Here is a 21063-nt window from a genome sequence, read left to right on the forward strand (position 1 = left end):
GATGGATACGCCCCTGATCTCGCCCTTGGAACTGATCGACACCGACTGCTTGTTGCCGTTCGTCCTCAAGGTGAGGTTGGCGGCAAAGCCGTTGGCTTCGACAAATACGTCGATCTGACCGCCACCGGCGGTGCCCTGCAGGGAACCGTTGATATTTCGGCTCGCCTCGCTCCAGTTGCCGGAAATCCGGTCGCCCTCGCTCCTGACATCGCTGGTCAGGTCGAATTTGTAGCTATCGCTGGCGCATTCGAGATCCTGTTTCAGCCCAAGGCCGGTGCTGCTGACCTTGTATTTGGCCTTGCAATGGAGACGCTCGATGGTTCCGTCGGAGAGCGTAACCGTACCGGTGCCGGTCCATGCTCCGTCAAAGCCGGCAAATGGGCCCGACTGCGCATAGGCTGCCGATACCGACAACATGAGTGCGGCGCAAACAGCGGCAGCCCTGATCGCCTGTCCAATCAAGCTGGAACCAAACAGTTTCATGTCGCGGTTTCCCATTCAAATTGACGTTCAGGTGAAAGATACGTCTTGCCACATCGAAGATTTAGTGTCGCCGCAGTGTGTTAGGTTCAAAATGAGAAATCGAAGGTTACCTATGAACGACATTTTTGTGCAACGAAATCGGTTGCGGTTCGGATATTAGCAAGTTTCGGCTGAAAACACTTAATTATCGAGCAGGCCCGCCCACAATACGTCCTCGCAAAAAAATCGCCGGAAAATAACGTTTTAATATCAAATGGTTATGGATAAAGTTAAACCGATACGTGAACTCATGCCGTTTGGGAACGAGCCGTCGTAAATTTGGCCGCATTTGCCAGCGCCTCTAGTTCGCTCGTTGCCGTGGTTGTCTACACCCCGCCATCTGAAATGCCCCGTCCCGGTTGACGCCGTGCGCTGCTTGGGATCGGAATTCTCCAGTGCCTGAATGAAGGAAGATGATGCGTAAATTTCTCGTTGCACTCACGCTTTTGTCGATCTTGGCTTCAACCGGCGCCATCGCCCAGCAGCAACGCAGCGGCACGCCGGACGAGCAGCGGGCTTGCGCGCGCGACGTCCAGCGCTTCTGCCGCCCGGTGATCGATCAGGGCGATTTCACTATTCTGGCTTGCCTTCAGCAAAACCGTCCCAAGTTGACCGGGGCCTGCAGTCAGGTGCTGAAAGACCACGGGCAATAGCAACGTTCTCGCCGAGCCTGCCGGTGGATTGATCTGGACACGGGCTGGATTGCGGGTCGTTGCCGGCAGCATTGGTTTTAGCGGCGTATTCCCCTATATGGGGTCTGCGATCCACTCGCATGCGCGGGGTTACCAGGGCATGCGAAACCCTATGCCTCGACCAATGTAGCCGGTTCTTGATGACTACCGCGAGCGAACTGCGATCCGGCAAGACTCACCGCGACGAGAACTTTCCGGTGGCGTCGTGGATCATTCATCCGCGCCACCGGGCGCTGATCCTGGCGTTCTATAATTTCGTGCGAACCGCCGACGACATCGCCGATCACGCGACGCTCGGAGCGCAGGAAAAGCTCGCCTATCTCGATCTGCTCGAAAAGGAACTGCTGGGGCAGGGCGACAGCCAGCCCGAAGCCGTCAAGCTGCGGCATGCGCTGGCGGAACGTTCGATGCCGCCGCGTCACGCGCTGGATGTCCTGATCGCATTCCGGATGGATGTGACCAAGCTTCGTTATGAGAACTGGGACGAAGTGATTTACTATTGCCGCTATTCGGCCATGCCGGTCGGACGGTTCATGCTCGACGTCCACGGCGAGAGCACCTTGACCTGGGCTGCATCGGATGCGCTCTGCGCCGGCCTGCAAATCAACAATCATCTTCAGGACTGCGGCAAGGACTACAAAGACCTCAATCGCGTTTATCTGCCGCGCGACGCGCTGGCCGCGGCAGGCGCCCCGGTCGAGGCGCTGGGACACAAGCCTGCATCGGCGCCGCTGCTGCAATGCCTGCATTCGCTCGCCGCGCGGACCGAGGTTCTGCTCAATGAAAGCAAATCGCTTAGCACCAAGGTTAGGGATGTCAGGCTCGCGCTCGAGATCTCGGTGATCCAGGCTTTCGCGGACAAGATCGTTCGTCTCCTGAAAGTGCGCGATCCCCTGAGCGAAAAGGTGCATCTCACGCCGATGCAGTTGCTCGTCTATAGCGCACGCGGAGTTGCAGCGGAAATCGCCCAGCGCGCCGTGGGGCGCCGGCCCGTGTCCAATCCGGCGGCCGGCGCATGACGCTTGAAACGGCGGCAGCCAAGCCGAGCGACGGGTCGTCGGCCTCCGGCAGTTCGTTTTACGCGGCGATGCGCATTCTGCCGCGCGAGCAGCGCGAGGCGATGTTTCAGATCTATAGCTTCTGCCGGCAGGTCGACGACATCGCGGATTCCGACGGCCCGCGGCCGGAGCGGTTGGCCGCCCTTCAGCAATGGCGTGACGATATCGACGCGTTGTATCAGGGCCATCCACCGGGGCGGTTGTGGGACTACGTTGCCTCGGTTCGAAAATTCGATCTCAAACGCGAGGATTTTCTGGCCATCGTCGATGGCATGGAGATGGACGTGCCACAGGACATCAGGGCGCCGGATCTGGCAACGCTCGATTTGTATTGCGATCGCGTCGCCAGTGCGGTCGGACGCCTTTCGGTGCGGGTGTTCGGCCTGCCGCATGACGACGGCATCCTGCTTGCGCATCATCTGGGACGTGCGCTGCAATTGACCAATATCCTGCGCGACATCGATGAAGACGCCGGAATAGGCCGGTTGTATCTGCCGCGCGAAGGCTTGCTGGAGGCCGGCATCAGCAGCACCGATCCGCTCACCGTCGTCTCCGATCCGGCGTTGCCGAAGGCATGTGCGCCGCTGGTCGAGCAGGCGCGAACCTATTTTACGAAAGCCGACGAGATCATGGACCGCAATCCGCGCCGCGTAGTGCGCGCGCCGCGGATCATGTCGAAGTATTATCGCGCGATTCTGCAATTGCTGATCGACCGAGGCTTCGCCATGCCGCGCGCGCCGGTTCGCCTCAACAAGGCGGCCCGCATCGGCATTCTTCTGCGCTACGCTTTCATCTGATGCAGAAGTCCGTCCACATCATCGGCGCTGGAATCTCGGGCCTCTCGGCAGCGGTCCGGCTGGCCAATGCGGGCCTCAAGGTCCATGTCCACGAAGCCACCCAGCAGGCCGGCGGCCGCTGCCGGTCATACTTCGACGCGGCGACCAGCCTCACCATCGACAACGGCAATCACCTGTTGCTGTCAGGCAATAGTCACGCGGTCGCCTACGCGCGCTCGATCGGAACCGAAGCGGGACTGGTCGGGCCGAACAGCGCGCAGTTTCCGTTTGTCGATCTGACGACCGGACAGCGTTGGCAACTCGACCTCGGCGATGGCCGATTGCCCTTATGGATGTTCGACGAGGCTCGCCGTGTCCCCGACACCGGCCTGCTCGATTATCTAGCACTGATGCCTCTGATCTGGGCAACACGAAGCAAGCTGGTTGGCGACACCATCCGCTGCGAGGGAACCCTTTATCAGCGGCTGGTGCAGCCGCTGCTGCTGGCGGCGCTGAACATCGATCCGCCCGAGGGGTCTGCGGGGCTGGCTGGCGCGGTGGTGCGGGAAACGCTGCTGGCGGGAGGGCAGGCTTGCCGGCCGCTGATTGCGCGCGCGGGCCTGAGCGCGGTTCTGGTCGAACCCGCGATCGAGCTCTTGAAAGGCATGGGCGCCAGCATTCAATTCGGCCATGAACTCCGCGAATTCGGGTTATCTGCAAACAGCGTCGGCGAATTGAGGTTCGGCGAGGACAGCATCTCGATCGGATCCGATGATGCGGTGGTGATGGCGGTGCCGCCACGGCCGGCTTCGGTGCTGCTGCCGGGGCTGCAAACGCCGACCAGGTTTCGCGCCATCGTCAACGCGCATTTCCGCTTCGATCCGCCGAAGGATCAGCCGCCGATCCTCGGGGTTGTCGGCGGCCTCGTGGAATGGCTGTTCGCGTTTCCGCAGCGGCTATCGATTACCATCAGCGATGCCGACCGGCTGATGGACATGCCGCGCGAGGAACTGGCCCAGGCAATATGGCGGGACATCTGCAAGGCTGCGGGCATCCAAAGCGAACTGCCGCCCTGGCAGATCGTCCGCGAGCGCCGCGCGACGTTCGAGGCCACGCCCGAACAAAACGCCCTGCGGCCGGGCGCGGCCACCGACTGGAAAAACCTGTTTCTTGCCGGCGACTGGACTGATACGGGGTTGCCGGCCACCATCGAAGGATCGGTGCGGTCGGGAAACCGCGCCGCCGATCTCGTCCTCGCCAGGCGCCGGGCCTGATCGGGCAAACCAGCGGACGTCCAAGCTGATGCATTCCGTCGACCAAAAAGTAGCAATCGAGGCCGATCTGGACGCGAGCATCGCGTCAGCGACGCGTGCGTTGCTCGACTACCGGCAGCCGGACGGCCATTGGGTGTTCGAGCTGGAAGCCGATTGCACCATCCCGGCCGAATATGTGCTGCTGCGTCACTATCTCGGCGAGCCGGTCGACGCGGTGCTGGAGGCCAAGATCGCCAACTACCTGCGCCGGATTCAGGGCGCCCACGGCGGTTGGCCGCTTGTTCACGATGGCGATTTCGAAATGAGCGCCAGCGTGAAGGCCTACTTCGCGCTCAAGATGATCGGCGATTCCCCGGATGCGCCGCATATGGCGCGGGCGCGCGAGGCGATCCGCTCGCGTGGCGGCGCGATCCACAGCAACGTTTTCACCCGTTTCATGCTGTCGATGTTCGGGGTGTTGACCTGGCGGAGCGTGCCGGTGCTTCCGGTCGAGATCATGTTCCTGCCGTCGTGGTCGCCGTTTCATCTCAACAAGATTTCGTATTGGGCGCGAACCACGATCGTGCCGCTGATGGTGCTGGCGGCGCTGAAGCCTCGCGCGAAAAATACCAGGGGAATCGGCATCGACGAGCTTTTCCTGCAGCCGCCGCATTCGATCGGAATGACGGCCAAGGCGCCGCACCAAAGCTGGGGCTGGTTCCTTTTGTTCCGCGCGCTGGACAGCGTGTTGCGCGCGATCGAGCCGTTGTTTCCGAACAAGCTCCGCGCCCGCGCCATCGATAGCGCCGTCGCGTTCGTCGAACAGCGCTTGAACGGCGAAGATGGTCTTGGCGCGATCTATCCGCCGATGGCCAACACCGTGATGATGTACGGAGTGCTCGGCAAACCGGCGGATTATCCGCCGCGCGCGATCACCCGAACAGGGATCGACAAGCTTCTGGTGATCGGCGAGCACGAAGCCTATTGCCAGCCTTGCGTATCGCCGGTGTGGGACACGTCGCTGGCCTGTCATGCCCTGCTCGAAGCAGGCGGTGAGGGGGCAAGCGCTCCGGTCAAACAGGGGCTGGACTGGCTGCTGCCGAGGCAGGTGCTGGACATCAAGGGCGACTGGGCCGTGAAGCGGCCGGAGGTTCGCCCTGGCGGCTGGGCCTTCCAGTACAACAACGCCTACTATCCCGATCTCGACGATACCGCGGTCGTGGTGATGGCGATGGATCGCGTGCGGCGCATCACCCAAAGCCATGATTATGATGTGGCGATCGCCCGCGGCCGCGAATGGATCGAGGGCATGCAAAGCCGCGACGGCGGCTGGGCCGCCTTCGACGTCAACAATCTTGAATATTATCTCAACAACATCCCGTTCTCCGATCACGGCGCGCTGCTGGATCCGCCGACCGAGGACGTCACCGCCCGCTGCATCTCGATGCTGGCCCAGTTCGGTGAGACGGTTCGAAGCAGCAGGGCGATGGCGGACGGGATCGCCTATCTGCGCCGGACCCAGCTTGCCGAGGGCTCGTGGTACGGCCGCTGGGGGCTCAATTACATCTATGGCACCTGGTCGGTGCTGTGCGCCCTTAACGCCGCCGGGGTGGGCCACCAGGACCCCGCGATGCGCAAGGCCGTGGACTGGCTGGTGTCGATCCAGAACCCGGACGGCGGCTGGGGCGAGGATGCCACCAGCTACCGCCTCGATTATAAGGGATTTGAGAAGGCCCCTGCCACCGCGTCGCAAACGGCATGGGCCTTGCTTGGATTGATGGCAGCGGGTGAGGTCGGCCATCCGGCGGTCGCCCGTGGCGTGGAGTACCTAAAAGGCACACAGACCGAAAAAGGGCTGTGGGACGAGCAGCGCTACACGGCAACGGGCTTTCCGCGGGTGTTTTATTTGCGGTATCATGGCTACTCAAAGTTCTTTCCGCTCTGGGCGCTGGCGCGGTATCGAAATTTGAAGAGCACCAACAGCAGGGTGGTAGGGGTCGGGATGTGAATTTGGGGGCGGGGGACGACGTTACCGAGGTCAACCCAATTGATCCTCGGCCGGTGCTGATTGTGACCGGTCTGGTGCAGGAGGCCCGCATCGCGGCAGGGCCCGGCATGACCGTGATTTGCAGCAGTAGCGATCCGCGGCAATTGCGGGCGCTCTTGACGGTTTTCGACCCAACGACGATCCGGGGCGTCATCAGCTTCGGGGTCGCGGGTGGACTGGACCCTTCGTTGAAATCAGGTGACGTCGTGGTGGCGACCGAGGTTCTGGCGGGCGATGCCCGCTGGCTGGCCGGTCTGGCGCTGAATGAAGGACTGATCGCCAGCGTGGCGCTGGGACGCCGGCGGGTGGTCCGGGGCGGCCTTGCGGGCGTTGAACAGGTGATCGCCGCTCGGGCCGGAAAGGCCGCGCTGAGGTCCGAGACGGGTGCTGCGGCGGTGGATATGGAAAGCCATATTGCGGCGGATTACGCCGCCAAAGCGGGCCTGCCATTTGCGGCCCTGCGCGTCATCAGCGATCCCGCCACCCGCGCCTTGCCGGCATTGGCGATGGCCGCGATCAAGCCGAACGGCGATATCGACCTGCGCAAGGTCCTGCGTGGCGTGGCGCGCAATCCGTTGACGTTGCGCGCGCTGGTCTCCACCGGAATCGATTTCAATCGCGCGCTCCGCAGCCTACGCGGCTGTCGAGGCTTTCTGCTGGGCGGCGAGGGCCTCGTCGCGGCGGATGTCTGACAGGCGCTTCTGCACTTCCGCCGAGAAGATGTACTGCGCCGGACGCTGGTGATCGAGGCTGATCTCGGGCGCCATCGGACCTGTGGTTCGCACGCCGCGCAGCGCCACCCACAGCGCCTTGAAGGGATTGGTCAGCGCCGCGTTAGCCGCGGTCGGCTCATAGCCGCAATGCGCCATGCAGTCGGCGCACTTCTCGTACTTGCCGGTGCCGTAGGTCTCCCAGTCCGTGGTGTCCATCAATTCCTTGAAGGTCTTGGTGTAGCCTTCGCCGAGCAGGTAGCAGGGCTTCTGCCAGCCGAAAATGTTGCGGGCCGGCATGCCCCACGGGGTGCATTCGTAATCCTGATTGCCCGCGAGGAAATCCAGGAACAGGCCGGAATGCATGAAATTCCACTTCTTGCCCTTGCCGAGCGCGAACACGTCGCGGAACAGCTTCTTGGTTTTGGTGCGGTTGAGGAAGTGCTCCTGGTCCGGCGCACGCTCATAGGCATAGCCCGGCGACATTGAAACCCCGACGCCGAGTTCGGTGGTGAAGTCGAGAAACCTGGCGATATCCTCGGCAGCATGACCGTCGAAAATCGTGGCATTGACGTTGACGGTGAAGCCCCTGGCCTTGGCGGCCTTGATCGCCGAGACCGCGCGATCGAATACGCCCTTCTGCGAGACCGCCTTGTCGTGATGGTCTTTCAGGCCATCGAGATGCACCGAGAAGAACAGATAGGGTGACGGCTCGAACAGATCGAGTTTCTTTTCCAGCAGCAGCGCGTTGGTGCACAGCGACACGAATTTCTTGCGCGCCACGAGGCCGCGCACGATCTCGCCGATTTCCTTGTGGATCAAAGGCTCGCCGCCGGGAATCGCCACCATCGGCGCGTCGCATTCCTCGGCGGCATCCCAGCATTCCTGCGCCGACATCCGGCGATTGAGGATCGCGTCGGGATAATCGATCTTGCCGCAACCGACGCAGGCAAGGTTGCAGCGAAACAGCGGCTCGAGCATCAGCACCAGGGGATAGCGCTTGCGGCCCAGCATCTTCTGTTTCATCAGGTAGGCGCCGATGCGGATCTCTTTGAAGAACGGTATTGCCATCACAAGTTTTCTTTCTGGATTCGGTAGAGCGTTGGGTCAGACTACCGCTAGTTCGGCCGGAAGCCGGAATTCGATATTTTCTTCCCGTCCCGACAACACCGACACGGCCACCGGCCCGATTCGTCTCAGCGCTTCAATCACGTCATCGACCAGAACTTCGGGCGCCGAGGCGCCGGCGGTAATGCCGACCGCCTTGGCGTCCTTCAGCCAATCGGGGTTCAGTTCGCTGCCATCGGCAATGAGATAACTCGCAACCCCGACTTCGGTGCCGATTTCGCGAAGCCTGTTCGAGTTGGAACTGTTGGTGGCGCCCACCACCAGGATAACATCCACCAGCTTGCTAAGGTCCCTTACCGCAGATTGGCGGTTCTGTGTCGCATAGCAGATATCCCGGATGTCCGGGCCTTGAATATCGGTAAAACGCTGCTGAAGGGCGGCAATAATGTCCTTGGTATCGTCCACGCTGAGCGTGGTCTGGGTGATATAGGCCACCGGCGTGTCCGCCGGCAGGGTCAAAGCCGCCACATCGTCGACGTTCTGGACCAGCAGGACCGGGCCGGGAACCTGCCCCATGGTTCCCTCGACCTCGGGATGGCCGGCATGACCGATCAGGATCAGCGCCCGGCCTTTCGACATGTAGCGCTTGCCCTGGTTGTGGACCTTGGTCACCAGAGGGCAGGTGGCGTTGAGAACCGGCAGGCCGCGCGCGGCGGCTTCCTCTTCCACGCTCCTGGCCACGCCATGGGCGCTGAATACGGTGACGGCGCGGGGCGGCACTTCCGACAGGTCCTCGACGAAAATGGCGCCTTTGTTCTTCAGGCTTTCGACCACGTATTTGTTGTGGACGATCTCGTGACGCACATAGACCGGCGGGCCATACTTCTCCAGCGCGCGCTCGACGATCTCGATCGCGCGCACGACACCGGCGCAAAATCCGCGAGGCTGCGCAAGAAATACTTCCATGGGACGTCCATTAGCCAAGTTGCACCCACTCCATTCTTCGTCCGGCCCGGACATCTGTGTCCGGCTCAACATCTCTTCGTCGGCCGGGCATCCCCTCTTCCGGCCCGGATAGTTGCAATATCCGCACCACGACCGGTTCCGTATCCATCCCACCCTTTAAGCGCGTGGATGTGCAAGGCTTTGTCTCAAAAAATGATCGGCTAGGAAAGACAGCTTGCCCGATTGGCAGGGACAATACACGGTAACATAATACAGCAGATTTACCGGCGGCTGCGAATTTAAGCCGCTGGAGCCTCACTTGTTCGTCACTTTACCAAGGGTCAATCCCGGCTATATCAGCACTTTAGCGTGGTTGCGGCCTGTTTTGTTCCGGCTGCCCGCGTCCTCAAAGAAAACCTGTTCAAAAACAACATTAGATCGGCTGGTGGAACTCCGATAGACAGCGGGCATTTCCGACAGGCCGTCAACGGTAGAAAGAAAAAATGTGCTGACAAGTGTTGTCATATCGATTGTCAAAACCTGTACCCGATTTGCCACTCTCACTATCGTGATCGCGCTCGTTCTAGCGGTAGCGGCGGGCTTTTATACGGCCCGGAACTTCGAAATCAACACCGATATCAACACCCTGATTTCGCCCACGCTGGATTGGCGCAAGCGCGACAATCAATTCGAAAAGGCATTCGATCGGGACCGAACCATACTTGCGGTGGTGGATGCCCCGACGCCGGAGCTTACCGGTGCCGCGACTGCGGCGCTCCTGCAGAAGTTGTCAGGCGACACCAAGCATTTCGATTCGGTTCAGGCGCTCGGATCGGGCGATTTCTTCGAAAAGAACGGGCTGTTGTTTCTTTCGACGGCGGAAGTCGGCCGGCTCACCGGCCAGTTCGAATCCGCCGCCCCGCTCATCGAAATCATGGCCGGCGACCCCAGCCTGCGTGGATTGACCGGCGCGCTGGAAACCGGGCTCGCCGGCATCAAGCGCGGCGAATTCAAGCTCGACAGCACCGCGCGACCGTTTTCGCTGATCGCCCAGACCGTCGAGAACGTGCTGAGCAAAGGCTCTGCGACATTCTCCTGGCGCGAACTGACCAGCGACAAGCCGTTGACCGACGCCGATCGCCGCGCCTTCATCGAGTTCAAGCCGATCCTCGACTTCAATGCGCTGGAGCCGGGCAAGGATGCCACCGACGCCATCCGGCGGGCGGCAAGCGATCTCAACTTCGCGGGCGAATATGGCGCCCGGCTCAGGCTGACCGGGCCGGTCCCGATCGCCAACGAGGAATTTGCGACCGTTGCGGACGGCGCCATCGTCAACGGGATCGGCACCATACTGGTGGTTCTTTTCATTCTCTGGATGGCGCTGCATTCGCCCAAGATCATCTTCGCGGTGTTCGCCAATCTCTTTGTCGGCCTTTCCATCACCACCGCGGTCGGCCTCATGATGGTCGGCTCGCTCAACCTGCTGTCGATCGCGTTTGCCGTTTTGTTCGTCGGATTGGGCGTGGACTTCGGCATCCAGTACAGCGTCCGCTACCGGTCGGAGCGCTTCAAGGGCAACGATCTGCCAGACGCACTGGCCAAGGCGGCCGAGCGCTCCGCGATTCCGCTTTCACTGGCGGCGATGGCGACGGCGGCCGGATTCCTCTCGTTTTTGCCGACCGACTACAAAGGCGTGTCGGAACTCGGCAAGATCGCCGGCGTGGGCATGCTCGTCGCCTTTGTCTCCAGCATCACGGTGCTGCCGGCGTTGCTGAACCTGCTCAATCCTCCCGGCGAGAAGGAGCCCGTCGGCTATGCATTCCTGGCGCCGGTCGATCATTTCCTCGAAAAGCATCGCGTCATCATTATCGTCGGCACGCTGTTGATCGCCATCGCCGGCCTGCCGCTGCTTTATTTTCTCAAGTTCGACTTCAATCCGATCAACTTGCGCAATGCCAAGGTGGAATCGATCGCGACCTTTCTGGATTTGAGGAAAGATCCGAACACCGGCGCCAATGCCATCAACGTGCTGACGAATTCGGAAGCCGACGCCAGGAAGATTGAAGCCCGGCTTGAGAAGGTGCCGGAAGTTCTCGAGGTGAGGTCGCTGGACAGTTTCGTGCCTGATGACCAGCCGGCCAAACTGAAGCTGATCGCGCAGGGCGCCAAAGTCCTCAATCCCGCGCTGAACCCGGAATCCATCGATGCGGCTCCCTCCGACCAGGAGAATGTCGAGGCCTTGAAGGAATCGGCTGAAAGCCTGCGCAAGGTCGCCGGCGATGCGAAGGATCCGGGTGCTGTGGCCTCGCGGCGCCTCGCCGATGCGCTGTCAAAGCTCGCCGACTCGGACGAAGCCACCCGGAACAAGACCCAGGCCATCTTCGTCACGCCGTTGAAGGTCGAACTCAACCAACTCAAAAACTCGCTTCAGGCTCACCCGGTGAGCCTGAAGAACCTCCCGGCCAACCTGACGGATGGCTGGAAGACCAAGGATGGCCTGATCCGCGTCGAGGCGCTGCCGCGCGGCGATCCGAACGACAACGAGACGCTGCGCAAATTTGCAGGCGCCGTGCTGGCCGCCGAGCCCAACGCGATCGGCGGACCGGTGTCTATTCTCAAGTCCGGTGAAACCGTCGTAAAGGCGTTCATCCACGCCGGGCTGTGGGCCCTGGTCGTGATCAGCCTGCTGCTTTGGCTGGCGCTGCGGCGGGTGACCGACGTGTTGCTGACGCTGGTCCCGCTCCTGGTCGCCGGCGCGGTGACGCTGGAAATCTGCGTGCTGATCGGGCTGCCGCTCAACTTCGCCAACATCGTCGCGCTGCCGCTGCTGCTTGGCGTCGGCGTCGCGTTCAAGATCTACTATGTAACGGCCTGGCGGAGCGGCAGGACCAATCTGCTGCAGTCGAGCCTGACGCGTGCGATATTCTTCAGTGCGATGACGACCGCGACCGCGTTCGGAAGCCTCTGGCTATCGAGCCACCCGGGGACCGCGAGCATGGGCAAGCTGCTGGCGCTTTCGCTGGTCACCACGCTTGCCGCGGTGTTGTTGTTCCAGCCCGCGTTAATGGGTAAACCGCGCGATGTCGGGGAGTAGGCAGATATCGCCGACCGGATCGTTGGCCGCCAGTTGACCGTGCATCTTGGGGGCCGGGCTGACGGATCCGGTGGTCTTCGGGGCACCCGTTGCGGCCTTCGGCGCGCCCTTGGCCATGCTGTTGACGGGGCTCGAGGGAATCGGGCCCGCGACGCGGGTCCAGGTTTCACCGCCGCAAAGGAAGCCCAGCACGCAGCCTTGAATCTCGAGCTGATCGGGACCCACAGGCTTGATCTTGGAACTGTAGAACTGGCCGTCCTTGGCGTTGTAGACTTGGCCTTCCCATTGGTCGACGCCGGGCGTCTTCTTCATATCGATAAGGATAGGCATTCCCAAGCTCGGCCTGTTTTGTTTTGAAACATCCGGATTATGGGTGTCGCGGCCGCCCGGCTCCTTCTCCCACGCCACGACGCCCCACATGCTCCCATTGCATTCCGCGACGCGAATGTTGGCGACGCCGTCCGCCACCCTCCAGTCACCCGTCGGATCCGCTGCCAGGGCCGGGGCGAGGCCTGCTGACAAAATGATCCCGGAATAGATTAGTTTACGCATAACGCTTCGAGGGCGGTGCAACATGGCGCAGACCTATGCTTTAGTGAAAATGACCGAAACCGGGCAAAACGCCGCATTGAGCATTTTCAGTTGACGAAATCGAGCGTTTTCAGTTGACGAGACAGCTATCAACCGAAGTATGTAGCTCATGCTATATCCAAATCTAGACGTTTCCGAGATGTTTGTGGACCGGCAGTCGCAGCGCAGTTCCATGCATGCGCGCCACCTCAATGAGCAGCTGGTACGGGTTCTCAAGACAATTGGTTATGATGTCGGCTTTCAGAAGGGTCAGGGACAGTACCTTTTCGACCGCGATGGCGCCCGCTATCTCGACCTACTGAGCGGGTTTGGCGTTTTTGCGATTGGCCGCAATCATCCCGCGCTTCGCACCGCCCTGAAGAGCGTGCTGGACAGCGACCTGCCAAATCTTGTGCAGCTCGACGTTTCCACTCTTGCGGGCGTGCTGGCCGAGCGCCTGCTCGATTATGTGCCGTATCTCGACAAGGTCTTTTTTGCGAACTCCGGAGCAGAATGCGTCGAAGCGGCGATCAAATTCGCGCGCGGCGCGACCGGCCGGCCGGGCATCGTGTACTGCGCCCACGCTTTTCACGGATTGTCCTACGGCGCGCTGTCGCTCACCGACGATCCCAATTTCCGCGGCGGTTTCGAACCGCTGCTGCCGGGATGCACGTCCATTCCCTTCAACGATCTCGCCGCATTGGAGCAGGCGCTGTCGTCGCGCCAGGTCGGCGCCTTCATTGTCGAGCCGATCCAGGGCAAGGGCGTCAACATGCCCACCGAGGAATTTCTGCCGGGCGCAGCAGCACTCTGCCGTAAGTACGGCACGCTGCTGATCGCGGACGAAATTCAGACCGGCATGGGCCGCACCGGGCGGTTCCTGGCGGTCGAACACTGGAACGTCGAACCCGACATGGTCTTGCTCGCCAAGGCGCTGTCCGGCGGCCACGTTCCCGTCGGCGCGCTGCTGACCCGCAAAAGCATCTTCGACAAGATCTTCAATCAAATGGATCGCGCGGTGGTGCACGGATCGACGTTTGCCAAGAACGATCTGGCGATGGCCGCCGGCATCGCCACGCTCGAGGTGCTGGAATCGGAAAAACTGATCGACGCGGCGGCCAAGCGCGGCGCCGAGCTTCGGCTGGCGCTGACCCGGATGGTCCCCGGCTATGAATTGCTCAAGGAAGTGCGCGGCAAGGGATTGATGATCGGCGTCGAATTCGGCCCGCCGAAATCGCTGCGGCTGAAGGCATCGTGGAACGTGCTCGAGACCGCTAACAAGGGCTTGTTCTGCCAGCTCATCACGGTGCCGCTGTTCAAGGACCACAAGATCCTCACGCAAGTCTCCGGCCACGGCAGCCACACCATCAAGCTGTTGCCGCCGCTGACCCTCACCGAGCAGGATTGCAACTGGATCGAAACCGCGTTCGATTCCGTGATCGCCTCCAGTCACAAGGTGCCCGGCGCGATCTGGTCCCTGGGCAAGACGCTGGTCGACAACGCCGTGCGCAAGTCGGCGTAAGCGCTAGCCTGCCGTCGCCGTCTCGAACTTCTCGCCGAACTCGTTGAGTTCGTCGGTGGCGATGTCGCTGACCGCCCAGTAATTCAATCCGCGGTCGCCCCAGCGCCGGATATTGAATCCCTGAATGGTTTCGGTCCTGGCGGCGTGGCGCTCGGTGCTGGCGGTCTGGGCGACGAACAGATTGATCACATGCTGGCGCCTGCGGTAGACGATGGCGCCGATGGCGCGGGCGTCGATGTAATCGAGCCGGCCGCCGATCAGGGTAAAACCCTGCGCGGTGAGGTCGACAACCGGCGGCGCCACGTCGAGCTTGCCGTTGAACCACGGCTTTACGGTATGCTGGTCGGTGGAGACCACGTCGGTGAGGTGTCCGGCCTGCAACGAGCGCAGATGGGCCGAGACCACTTCGGACAGGATGCGTTGTTCGTCGTCGTTGCGCAGCACGATCGCGACGAGACCGGTCGCCGCGAGTGCTGAGACCGCCGATCCCATCGCAAAGCCCCTGAGCACCATGCGCCGGCTCGGCGCCTGCGTCTGCGGCAATGACGCCTCGATGCGGCGGCGAAGCAGCGGCGGCGCGGTATGACGCAAGTCGGCGCCCGCGACGGCCTTGCTCATCTCGCGATAGTCCGCCAGTAGCGCCGCGCAATGCGGGCAGCCCGCGATATGGCCTTCGACCTCGCGCGCGTGGCCGGCATCGAGTTCGCCGTCGAGCAGCGCGTGAAGCAGGACTTCGGCCTCGTCACAGGTCATTTCGGTTGCTCCTGTTCCGCGGTCCATGCCGATCGCAGCAAGGCGCGGGCGCGCGCGAGCCGGGACATCACGGTGCCGACCGGCGCCTCGACGATATCGGCGATCTCGCGGTACGAAAGATTGTGAATTTCACGCAGCACAAAAGTCTCCCTGAACGGCTCGGCAAGTGCGCTCACCATCCGGCGGATCGCGGAGGCGTCGCGCTGGCGCAGCACCTGTGCCTCCGGCGTTTCCTGCGCTTCGTGCCACAGCGGCGTTGGCGCGGCATCGTCGGGCAGTTCGTCGAGCGCGGCGGCGGGCGAACTGGCGCGCCGCGCGAATTCGGCGCGGCAGACATTGCGCAGGATCGCCAGCAGCCACGGCTTCATCGCCGGCCCGCGATAAGTGTCGAAATGCTTCAGCGCGCGCAGATAGCATTCCTGCACCGCGTCCTCGGCGTCGGCGGCCTCGCGCAGCAGATAGCGCGCCAGCGTATAGACGTCGTCGAGATGCGGCAGCGCGGCGTCGCGAAAGCGCCGCGCCCGGTCCGGATCGTCGTTCGAAGCGTTGACCGGCATCGCCTGTTGCCCGGCTGTCGAAAATGCTCGTGCCCGGCCGGTCGAAATCAACCGGCCGGGCATCGTTGTGATGCCTTGGTTTTGCGCGCTATTCAACCTTGACCATTCCCGTCATGTGCGGGTGCAGCGAACAAAAATACTTGTATTCCCCCGCCGCCGTGAAGGTGAACGAATAGCTGTCGTCGGTATCCATGGTTTTCGACCTGAACTTGCCGGCGGAAACCACGGTGTGCGGGATGTCGTCGTGATTTTTCCAGGTCACGGTGTCGCCGACCTTCACCGTGAGCTGTGCCGGCGTAAAGGTGAAATTGTCGATCGTTATCGTCGTCTCGGCACAGTGCGCCGCCGGCATTTGGGAAGTCAGCAGCGCGGCAACGGCGATCCGGATGCCGAGACGGCGAAGGGTTGCAAACGTCATGGCGGATTCCCTTAGCCCTGCAGCGGCGTATCGATGATCGCAAGGCGCTGCTCGCCCTGCTTGAAGTTGATGCTGGCAACCCCGAGCAGGCCGCGAAGCTTGTCGTCGGCGACCTTCATCGGCCCGGGCGAGGGCGCGGTGCCCGGTACCGGCTGCGGGAAAGCGGTCGACCGCGCGGTGTGGAAGGTGACGTTGCCCTCGACCTTCTGCATCACCTGATGGATGTGGCCGTTGAGCACCGTGACCGAGCCGAAGCCCTTGAGATAATCGAGCGCGCGGGCGCCGTCTTCGGTGCCCCAGCCCCACTCCGGATAGACCGTCCACAGCGGAATATGGGCGAACACCACGATCGGCGTCGATTTCGAGCGTCCCTTGAGGTCCTGCTCCAGCCATTCAAGCTGCTCGGCGCCGAGATTGCCGAGGCCAGCGGCCTTGAGGTCCACCACATTGACGAGGCCGATGAAGTGAACGCCGTTGGCGTCGAACGAATACCAGCCGGCGCCCTTGGCGCCGCTGCCGTAGCGCTCGCGGTAGAACTTGACGTCTTCGTCGAGGAAATCGTGCTCCCCCGGCACGTAATGCACATCGAGCTTGGCCTGCGAGATGATGCGTTCGGCGTTGTCGAACTCGGCGGCCTTCGACAGATGGGTGACGTCGCCGGTGTGAATCATGAACGAGGGCTTGATCGGCATCGACTTGATCTTGTTGATGGCTTCCTCAAGCGTGCCCAGGGCGTTGGGATTGGCCGGCTTGTCGAAGCCGACATGGCTGTCGCTGATCTGCAGGAACGTCAGGCCCGCCGGCTCGGCCGCCTGCGCCGACCCGACCAGTCCCAGCGAACGGGGCACGCCGCCGGAAATGGTCCAGAGCACGCCGGTGCCCGCCCAGGTCATGCATTCCAGCACCCGACGGCGGCTGACACCCGGGTTGTCATCATTGTGATGGTCGTGATCGCTCATGACAGATCTCCATGGACCCTTGATTGGGTTTCCATGGGCTTGATCGGGCAAGCGCCGGGTTTATTCCCGGAACGGATGACGATTCCGTGATCGTTGTGGTGCGATATGCCGGCCGCAAGGCATGCCAGCCACACTTTTTCTTTTGCCTATCGCGAATCTTCCAGGATCATCGCCGCGCCCTTTTCGGCGATCATCGCCGTCGGCGTGTTGGTATTCCCCGAGGTGATCGTCGGCATCACCGATGCGTCGGCGACACGCAGACCTGCAAGACCGATGAAGCGCAAGCGTTCGTCGACCACGGCAAGCGGATCGGAGGTGGTGCCCATCTTCGCGGTTCCGACGGGATGGAAGATCGTGGTGCCGATATCGCCCGCGGCCCTGGCCAGCGATGCGTCGTCGTCGCCGACCGCCGGTCCCGGCAAAAATTCCTGCGGGTGATACAGCGCAAGCGCCGCCTGTTTCATCAGCCGCCGCGTGGTGCGGATCGCATCGGCGGCGACCTCGCGGTCCTCGGTGGTCGACAGGTAATTCGGCGCGATCGAAGGCGCCTGATCCGGCTCGCGGGAGCGAATCCGCACGGTGCCGCGCGATGTCGGCTGCAGGTTGCAGGCACTGACGGTGATCGCCGGAAAGCGGTGCAGCGGATCGCCGAATTTGTCGAGCGACAACGGCTGCACGTGGAACTGGATATTGGCGCGCTCGCGATGCGGATCCGAGCGGGTGAAAATGCCGAGCTGCGACGGCGCCATGGTCAGCGGACCGCGGCGGCGGAAGGCATAATCGAGGCCCATCAGCCCGCGACCGATCAGTGAATAGTAGGTCTCGTTGAGGGTGCGGACGCCGTCGACCTTGTAGATCGCGCGCTGCTGCAGATGATCCTGCAGATTGCGTCCGACGCCTTGGCGGTCGAGCACGCATCCGATCCCCAGCGGCGCCAGCCAGTCCGCAGGACCGATGCCGGAACGGTGCAGCACCTGGATCGATCCGATCGAGCCGGCGCACAGGATCACTTCGCCCTTGGCACGAGCTTCGACGATTGTACCGCCTTGAATGAAACGCACGCCAACGGCGCGGCCCCGCTCGACGATCAGGCGGTCGACCAGCACGTTCTTTTCAAGCCGCAAGTTGGGACGGTTCAAGACCGGCTTCAGGAAACCCCGCGCCGAAGACCAGCGCCGGCCGCGCTTCTGGTTGACGTGGAAATAGCCGACGCCCTCATTGTCGCCGGTGTTGAAATCCGGAATTTTTCGGATTCCGATTTCCTGCGCGGCTTCCCCGACCGCATCCAGAATATCCCAGGACAGTCGCGGCGCTTCGATCCGCCAGCCGCCGCCGGTGCCGTGATGCTCGCTTTCGCCCAGGAAATGATCCTCCAGCCGCCGGAACGCGGGCAGCACGTCGTCATAGCCCCAGCCGTTAAGGCCGAGTTGACGCCAGTGATCATAGTCGGCGGCCTGACCGCGCATCGAGATCATGGCGTTGATCGCGGAAGAGCCGCCGATCACCTTGCCGCGGGGATAGGCCAGCGAGCGCCCGTTGAGACCGGCTTCCGGCTCGGTCCGGAACATCCAGTCCGAGCGCGGATTGCCGATCGCGAAGAGATAGCCGACCGGGATATGGAACCAGATCCAGTTGTCGTTGCCGCCGGCCTCCAGGATCAGCACGCGGCGGGTCGGATCGGCCGAGAGCCGGTTGGCGACGATGCAACCGGCGGTACCCGCGCCGACGACGATATAGTCGAAATCACCCTCAAGCTGCTTCGGCATGTTGAATTCCGCCCGGTCGATATTGTCGTCATGCCCGGCTTTGTGCCGGGCACCCGCGTCTTTCTTGGTTTATCCAGACGTTGATGGCCGGGACAAGTCCAGCCGCGGCGCCCTTTATGGATATTGGGCAAATCGCGGGCTCGTGCTAAGCCAAAAACAGCATCTAACCCCCCGGACCCGAGTATCCCCCATGCCCATCATTAACCGCGTCGCCGATCTGCAACCCGATATCCAGGCCTGGCGCCGGGATATCCATGAGCATCCCGAATTGCTCTATGACGTGCATCGCACCGCGGCCTTCGTGGCGGATCGGTTGCGGGAATTCGGCTGCGACGAGGTCGCCACCGGCCTTGGCCGCACCGGCGTCGTCGGCGTCATCAAGGGCCGCAAGCCGGCCGGCAATGGCGACCTCAAGGTGATCGGGCTTCGCGCCGACATGGACGCGCTGCCGATCGAGGAGCAGACCAATCTGCCTTACGCATCCAAGACACCGGGCCTGATGCACGCCTGCGGCCATGACGGCCATACCGCGATGCTGCTCGGCGCCGCCCGCTATCTCGCCGAGACCCGCAATTTCGCCGGCGATGCGGTTGTGATCTTCCAGCCGGCGGAAGAGGGCGGTGCTGGGGCTGCCGCGATGATCAAGGACGGGCTGATGGACCGCTTCGCGATCGATCAGGTCTACGGCATGCATAACAATCCGGGAATGCCGCTGGGCTCTTTCGCGATCCGCAAGGGGCCGATCATGGCCGCGACCGATGCCATCGACATCCGGATCGAGGGGCACGGCGGCCACGCGTCGCGTCCGCATATCTGCATCGATTCCGTTCTGGTCGGCGCGCAACTGATCACGGCCTTGCAGTCCATCGTCGCGCGCAGCGTCGATCCCTTGGAATCCGCGGTGGTTTCGATCTGCGAATTCCACGCCGGCAATGCGCGCAACGTCATTCCGCAAACCGCCGAGTTGCACGGCACCGTCCGCACCCTGACCAAGCGTGTGAGGGAAGTGGTCGAAAAACGCGTGCGCGAGGTGGTCGCGGGCGTGGCGCAGATGACCGGCGCCAGCATCGAACTTGATTACGTGCGTGGCTATCCGGTGACGGTCAACCATGCCGCGCAGACCGATGTCGCAACGAAGGTGGCAAAGGAGATCGCCGGCGACGCCAATGTTCGCGAGACGCCGCCAATGATGGGCGCCGAGGACTTCTCCTACATGCTGGAGGCGCGCCCGGGAGCATTCATTTTCTGCGGCAATGGCGACAGCGCCGGGCTGCATCATCCCGCCTACAACTTTAACGACGAGGCGATCGTTTACGGCACGTCGTACTGGATCAAGCTGGTCGAGAACACGATGGCGGCGTGAGATTGGCCTGACTGAAAGCAAGAAGGCCCGCGCTTTTGGCGCGGGCCTGAAATCCGCCGTCGAGGTCCGGTCCCCTACGCAAGGCGGGCTCGATCGAACCCGGTAACGCGACGTCGCTCATGTTTATTCTCCTGTCCGGATGGGCAGGACTTTGCGCGACGGATATGATAGGCGCGTGAAGAAGCCGCGGGGTACGCGGCTGTGTCCCCAAGCGTCAGGCTGCAAGTGTCAGGCCGCGTGGGTGGATTTGTTCAGAAGTTCAGCCGCAATCTTCAAATCATCGACAAAGCGCTTGTATTCCCGCGCCTTCGCCTCGGCGTCGGGCAGCCGCAGCAGATAGGACGGATGCACTGTCACCAGCGCCTTGATGCCGTCCTCAAGATCGATCAGCCGGCCGCGGTTCTTGTTGATCGGCGTGATCTTGCCGAACACGCTTTGCGCAGCGGTAGCCCCCATCGCGACCACCAGTTGGGGTCGGATCGAGGCCAGTTCGCGCTCGTACCAGGGACGGCAGGCCTTGATTTCGGCGGTGTTCGGTTTCTGGTGCAGGCGGAATTTTCCGCGGGGCAAAAACTTGAAATGTTTCACCGCGTTGGTGACATAGACTTTCTCGCGGTCAATTCCGGCTTGATCCAGCGCGCGGTCGAGCATCTGGCCGGCCGGTCCGACGAACGGCTGGCCGGCGAGGTCTTCCTTGTCGCCGGGCTGCTCGCCGACCAGCATGATCCGGGCGTGCTGCGGGCCCTCGCCGAACACGGTCTGGGTCGCCTCTTTCCACAGATGACAGGCGCGGCAGCCGGCGGCCTCCTCGCGCAAGGTTTTGAGAGGGGCGCGGGACGCGGATGTCATGGGCGTCTCATCGGAGCGAGAATTTCACGCAAAATGTGCAATCTGAATGCGCGAGCCATTCCGGTAGTTCCTTTGAACTTATTGGTTCTACTCATGAAAAACTTAAACGTCGATCCCGATTGACTCTTGGTGGCATGTTAG

The 21063-nt window shown here is 62.2% G+C and carries 19 protein-coding genes; 9 read left to right on the forward strand and 10 right to left on the reverse strand.

Translation table 11 applies throughout. The features are described from left to right. A partial coding sequence (locus E7813_RS08160; RefSeq protein ID WP_291572639.1) for a hypothetical protein occupies nt 1-483 on the reverse strand: 483 nt, incomplete at its 3' end. 455 nt (nt 484-938) lie between these two features. Here E7813_RS08160 and E7813_RS08165 point away from each other — a divergent pair. The 6 genes from E7813_RS08165 (at nt 939) to E7813_RS08190 (ending at nt 7040) form a co-directional block, all read left to right on the forward strand. Then, the gene (locus E7813_RS08165; protein ID WP_291572641.1) at nt 939-1175 is read left to right on the forward strand and encodes a hypothetical protein; all 237 of its coding nucleotides are present in this window, start codon (nt 939-941) and stop codon (nt 1173-1175) included. A 179-nt stretch (nt 1176-1354) separates the two neighbouring features. Next, nucleotides 1355-2233, forward strand: a complete 879-nt coding sequence (gene hpnC / locus E7813_RS08170) for a squalene synthase HpnC (protein WP_291572643.1) — start codon at nt 1355-1357, stop codon at nt 2231-2233. Beyond that, on the forward strand, nt 2230-3069 hold the full coding sequence (gene hpnD / locus E7813_RS08175) for a presqualene diphosphate synthase HpnD (protein ID WP_291572645.1): 840 nt from the start codon (nt 2230-2232) through the stop codon (nt 3067-3069). The genes hpnC and hpnD overlap by 4 nt, the downstream gene beginning before the upstream one ends. After that, entirely contained in the window at nt 3069-4322 is a 1254-nt protein-coding gene (hpnE, locus tag E7813_RS08180) for a hydroxysqualene dehydroxylase HpnE (protein WP_291572647.1), read from the forward strand. The genes hpnD and hpnE overlap by 1 nt, the downstream gene beginning before the upstream one ends. 28 nt (nt 4323-4350) lie before the next feature. Beyond that, nucleotides 4351-6309 carry a squalene--hopene cyclase gene (shc, locus tag E7813_RS08185; RefSeq protein ID WP_291572649.1) on the forward strand — a complete coding sequence of 653 codons (1959 nt, stop codon included), beginning with the start codon at nt 4351-4353 and terminating at the stop codon, nt 6307-6309. Next, nucleotides 6306-7040 carry a phosphorylase gene (locus E7813_RS08190; protein ID WP_291572651.1) on the forward strand — a complete coding sequence of 245 codons (735 nt, stop codon included), beginning with the start codon at nt 6306-6308 and terminating at the stop codon, nt 7038-7040. Before shc ends, E7813_RS08190 begins: the two co-directional genes overlap by 4 nt. Here E7813_RS08190 and hpnH read toward each other — a convergent pair. After that, nucleotides 6981-8129, reverse strand: coding sequence for an adenosyl-hopene transferase HpnH (gene hpnH / locus E7813_RS08195; RefSeq protein WP_291572653.1), 1149 nt, complete (start codon nt 8127-8129; stop codon nt 6981-6983). The genes E7813_RS08190 and hpnH overlap by 60 nt on opposite strands. A gap of 36 nt (nt 8130-8165) precedes the next feature. Continuing rightward, on the reverse strand, nt 8166-9092 hold the full coding sequence (gene ispH, locus E7813_RS08200) for a 4-hydroxy-3-methylbut-2-enyl diphosphate reductase (RefSeq protein ID WP_291572655.1): 927 nt from the start codon (nt 9090-9092) through the stop codon (nt 8166-8168). 484 nt (nt 9093-9576) lie between these two features. Between ispH and E7813_RS08205 the strand changes: the two genes are divergently transcribed. Then, entirely contained in the window at nt 9577-12165 is a 2589-nt protein-coding gene (locus E7813_RS08205) for an MMPL family transporter (protein WP_291572657.1), read from the forward strand. Here the strand turns inward: E7813_RS08205 and E7813_RS08210 are convergent. Continuing rightward, complete coding sequence (locus E7813_RS08210; protein ID WP_291572699.1) at nt 12133-12717, reverse strand: DUF2147 domain-containing protein; 585 nt, start codon at nt 12715-12717, stop codon at nt 12133-12135. The two genes, E7813_RS08205 and E7813_RS08210, sit on opposite strands and share 33 nt — an antisense overlap. A gap of 148 nt (nt 12718-12865) precedes the next feature. Between E7813_RS08210 and hpnO the strand changes: the two genes are divergently transcribed. Further along, the gene (gene hpnO / locus E7813_RS08215; RefSeq protein ID WP_291572659.1) at nt 12866-14257 is read left to right on the forward strand and encodes an aminobacteriohopanetriol synthase HpnO; all 1392 of its coding nucleotides are present in this window, start codon (nt 12866-12868) and stop codon (nt 14255-14257) included. Between the two features lie 3 nt (nt 14258-14260). Here hpnO and E7813_RS08220 read toward each other — a convergent pair whose 3' ends face one another. The 5 genes from E7813_RS08220 to E7813_RS08240 all read right to left on the reverse strand — a co-directional run bounded on the left by E7813_RS08220 (nt 14261) and on the right by E7813_RS08240 (nt 18710). After that, entirely contained in the window at nt 14261-15010 is a 750-nt protein-coding gene (locus tag E7813_RS08220) for an anti-sigma factor (protein ID WP_291572661.1), read from the reverse strand. Beyond that, nucleotides 15007-15567 carry a sigma-70 family RNA polymerase sigma factor gene (locus E7813_RS08225; protein ID WP_291572701.1) on the reverse strand — a complete coding sequence of 187 codons (561 nt, stop codon included), beginning with the start codon at nt 15565-15567 and terminating at the stop codon, nt 15007-15009. Before E7813_RS08225 ends, E7813_RS08220 begins: the two co-directional genes overlap by 4 nt. An 88-nt stretch (nt 15568-15655) precedes the next feature. Next, nucleotides 15656-15985 (reverse strand): cupredoxin family copper-binding protein, encoded by a 330-nt coding sequence (locus tag E7813_RS08230; RefSeq protein WP_291572663.1) that lies wholly within the window; start codon nt 15983-15985, stop codon nt 15656-15658. 11 nt (nt 15986-15996) lie between these two features. Next, nucleotides 15997-16944: a metallophosphoesterase gene (locus tag E7813_RS08235; RefSeq protein ID WP_291572664.1), complete on the reverse strand. Its 948-nt coding sequence runs from the start codon at nt 16942-16944 to the stop codon at nt 15997-15999. 146 nt (nt 16945-17090) lie between these two features. Next, the gene (locus E7813_RS08240; protein WP_291572666.1) at nt 17091-18710 is read right to left on the reverse strand and encodes a GMC family oxidoreductase N-terminal domain-containing protein; all 1620 of its coding nucleotides are present in this window, start codon (nt 18708-18710) and stop codon (nt 17091-17093) included. A 190-nt stretch (nt 18711-18900) separates the two neighbouring features. Here E7813_RS08240 and E7813_RS08245 point away from each other — a divergent pair, with 190 nt between their 5' ends. Beyond that, on the forward strand, nt 18901-20073 hold the full coding sequence (locus E7813_RS08245) for a M20 aminoacylase family protein (RefSeq protein ID WP_291572668.1): 1173 nt from the start codon (nt 18901-18903) through the stop codon (nt 20071-20073). Between the two features lie 228 nt (nt 20074-20301). Here E7813_RS08245 and E7813_RS08250 read toward each other — a convergent pair whose 3' ends face one another. Continuing rightward, nucleotides 20302-20922 carry a UdgX family uracil-DNA binding protein gene (locus E7813_RS08250; protein ID WP_291572670.1) on the reverse strand — a complete coding sequence of 207 codons (621 nt, stop codon included), beginning with the start codon at nt 20920-20922 and terminating at the stop codon, nt 20302-20304. Between the last annotated feature and the right edge of the window lie 141 nt (nt 20923-21063).

This window comes from Bradyrhizobium sp. (genome assembly GCF_004799405.1).
Taxonomy (GTDB): domain Bacteria; phylum Pseudomonadota; class Alphaproteobacteria; order Rhizobiales; family Xanthobacteraceae; genus Bradyrhizobium.

What these genes read in the sequence shown, in the direction of transcription:
- E7813_RS08165 (WP_291572641.1), top strand. Translation starts at nt 939, where the DNA reads ATGCGTAAATTTCTCGTTGCACTCACGCTTTTGTCGATCTTGGCTTCA.
- hpnC (WP_291572643.1), top strand. Translation starts at nt 1,355, where the DNA reads ATGACTACCGCGAGCGAACTGCGATCCGGCAAGACTCACCGCGACGAG.
- hpnD (WP_291572645.1), top strand. Translation starts at nt 2,230, where the DNA reads ATGACGCTTGAAACGGCGGCAGCCAAGCCGAGCGACGGGTCGTCGGCC.
- hpnE (WP_291572647.1), top strand. Translation starts at nt 3,069, where the DNA reads ATGCAGAAGTCCGTCCACATCATCGGCGCTGGAATCTCGGGCCTCTCG.
- shc (WP_291572649.1), top strand. Translation starts at nt 4,351, where the DNA reads ATGCATTCCGTCGACCAAAAAGTAGCAATCGAGGCCGATCTGGACGCG.
- hpnH (WP_291572653.1), bottom strand. Translation starts at nt 8,129, where the DNA reads ATGGCAATACCGTTCTTCAAAGAGATCCGCATCGGCGCCTACCTGATG.
- ispH (WP_291572655.1), bottom strand. Translation starts at nt 9,092, where the DNA reads ATGGAAGTATTTCTTGCGCAGCCTCGCGGATTTTGCGCCGGTGTCGTG.
- E7813_RS08210 (WP_291572699.1), bottom strand. Translation starts at nt 12,717, where the DNA reads ATGCGTAAACTAATCTATTCCGGGATCATTTTGTCAGCAGGCCTCGCC.
- hpnO (WP_291572659.1), top strand. Translation starts at nt 12,866, where the DNA reads ATGCTATATCCAAATCTAGACGTTTCCGAGATGTTTGTGGACCGGCAG.
- E7813_RS08220 (WP_291572661.1), bottom strand. Translation starts at nt 15,010, where the DNA reads ATGACCTGTGACGAGGCCGAAGTCCTGCTTCACGCGCTGCTCGACGGC.
- E7813_RS08225 (WP_291572701.1), bottom strand. Translation starts at nt 15,567, where the DNA reads ATGCCGGTCAACGCTTCGAACGACGATCCGGACCGGGCGCGGCGCTTT.
- E7813_RS08230 (WP_291572663.1), bottom strand. Translation starts at nt 15,985, where the DNA reads ATGACGTTTGCAACCCTTCGCCGTCTCGGCATCCGGATCGCCGTTGCC.
- E7813_RS08235 (WP_291572664.1), bottom strand. Translation starts at nt 16,944, where the DNA reads ATGAGCGATCACGACCATCACAATGATGACAACCCGGGTGTCAGCCGC.
- E7813_RS08240 (WP_291572666.1), bottom strand. Translation starts at nt 18,710, where the DNA reads ATGCCGAAGCAGCTTGAGGGTGATTTCGACTATATCGTCGTCGGCGCG.
- E7813_RS08245 (WP_291572668.1), top strand. Translation starts at nt 18,901, where the DNA reads ATGCCCATCATTAACCGCGTCGCCGATCTGCAACCCGATATCCAGGCC.
- E7813_RS08250 (WP_291572670.1), bottom strand. Translation starts at nt 20,922, where the DNA reads ATGACATCCGCGTCCCGCGCCCCTCTCAAAACCTTGCGCGAGGAGGCC.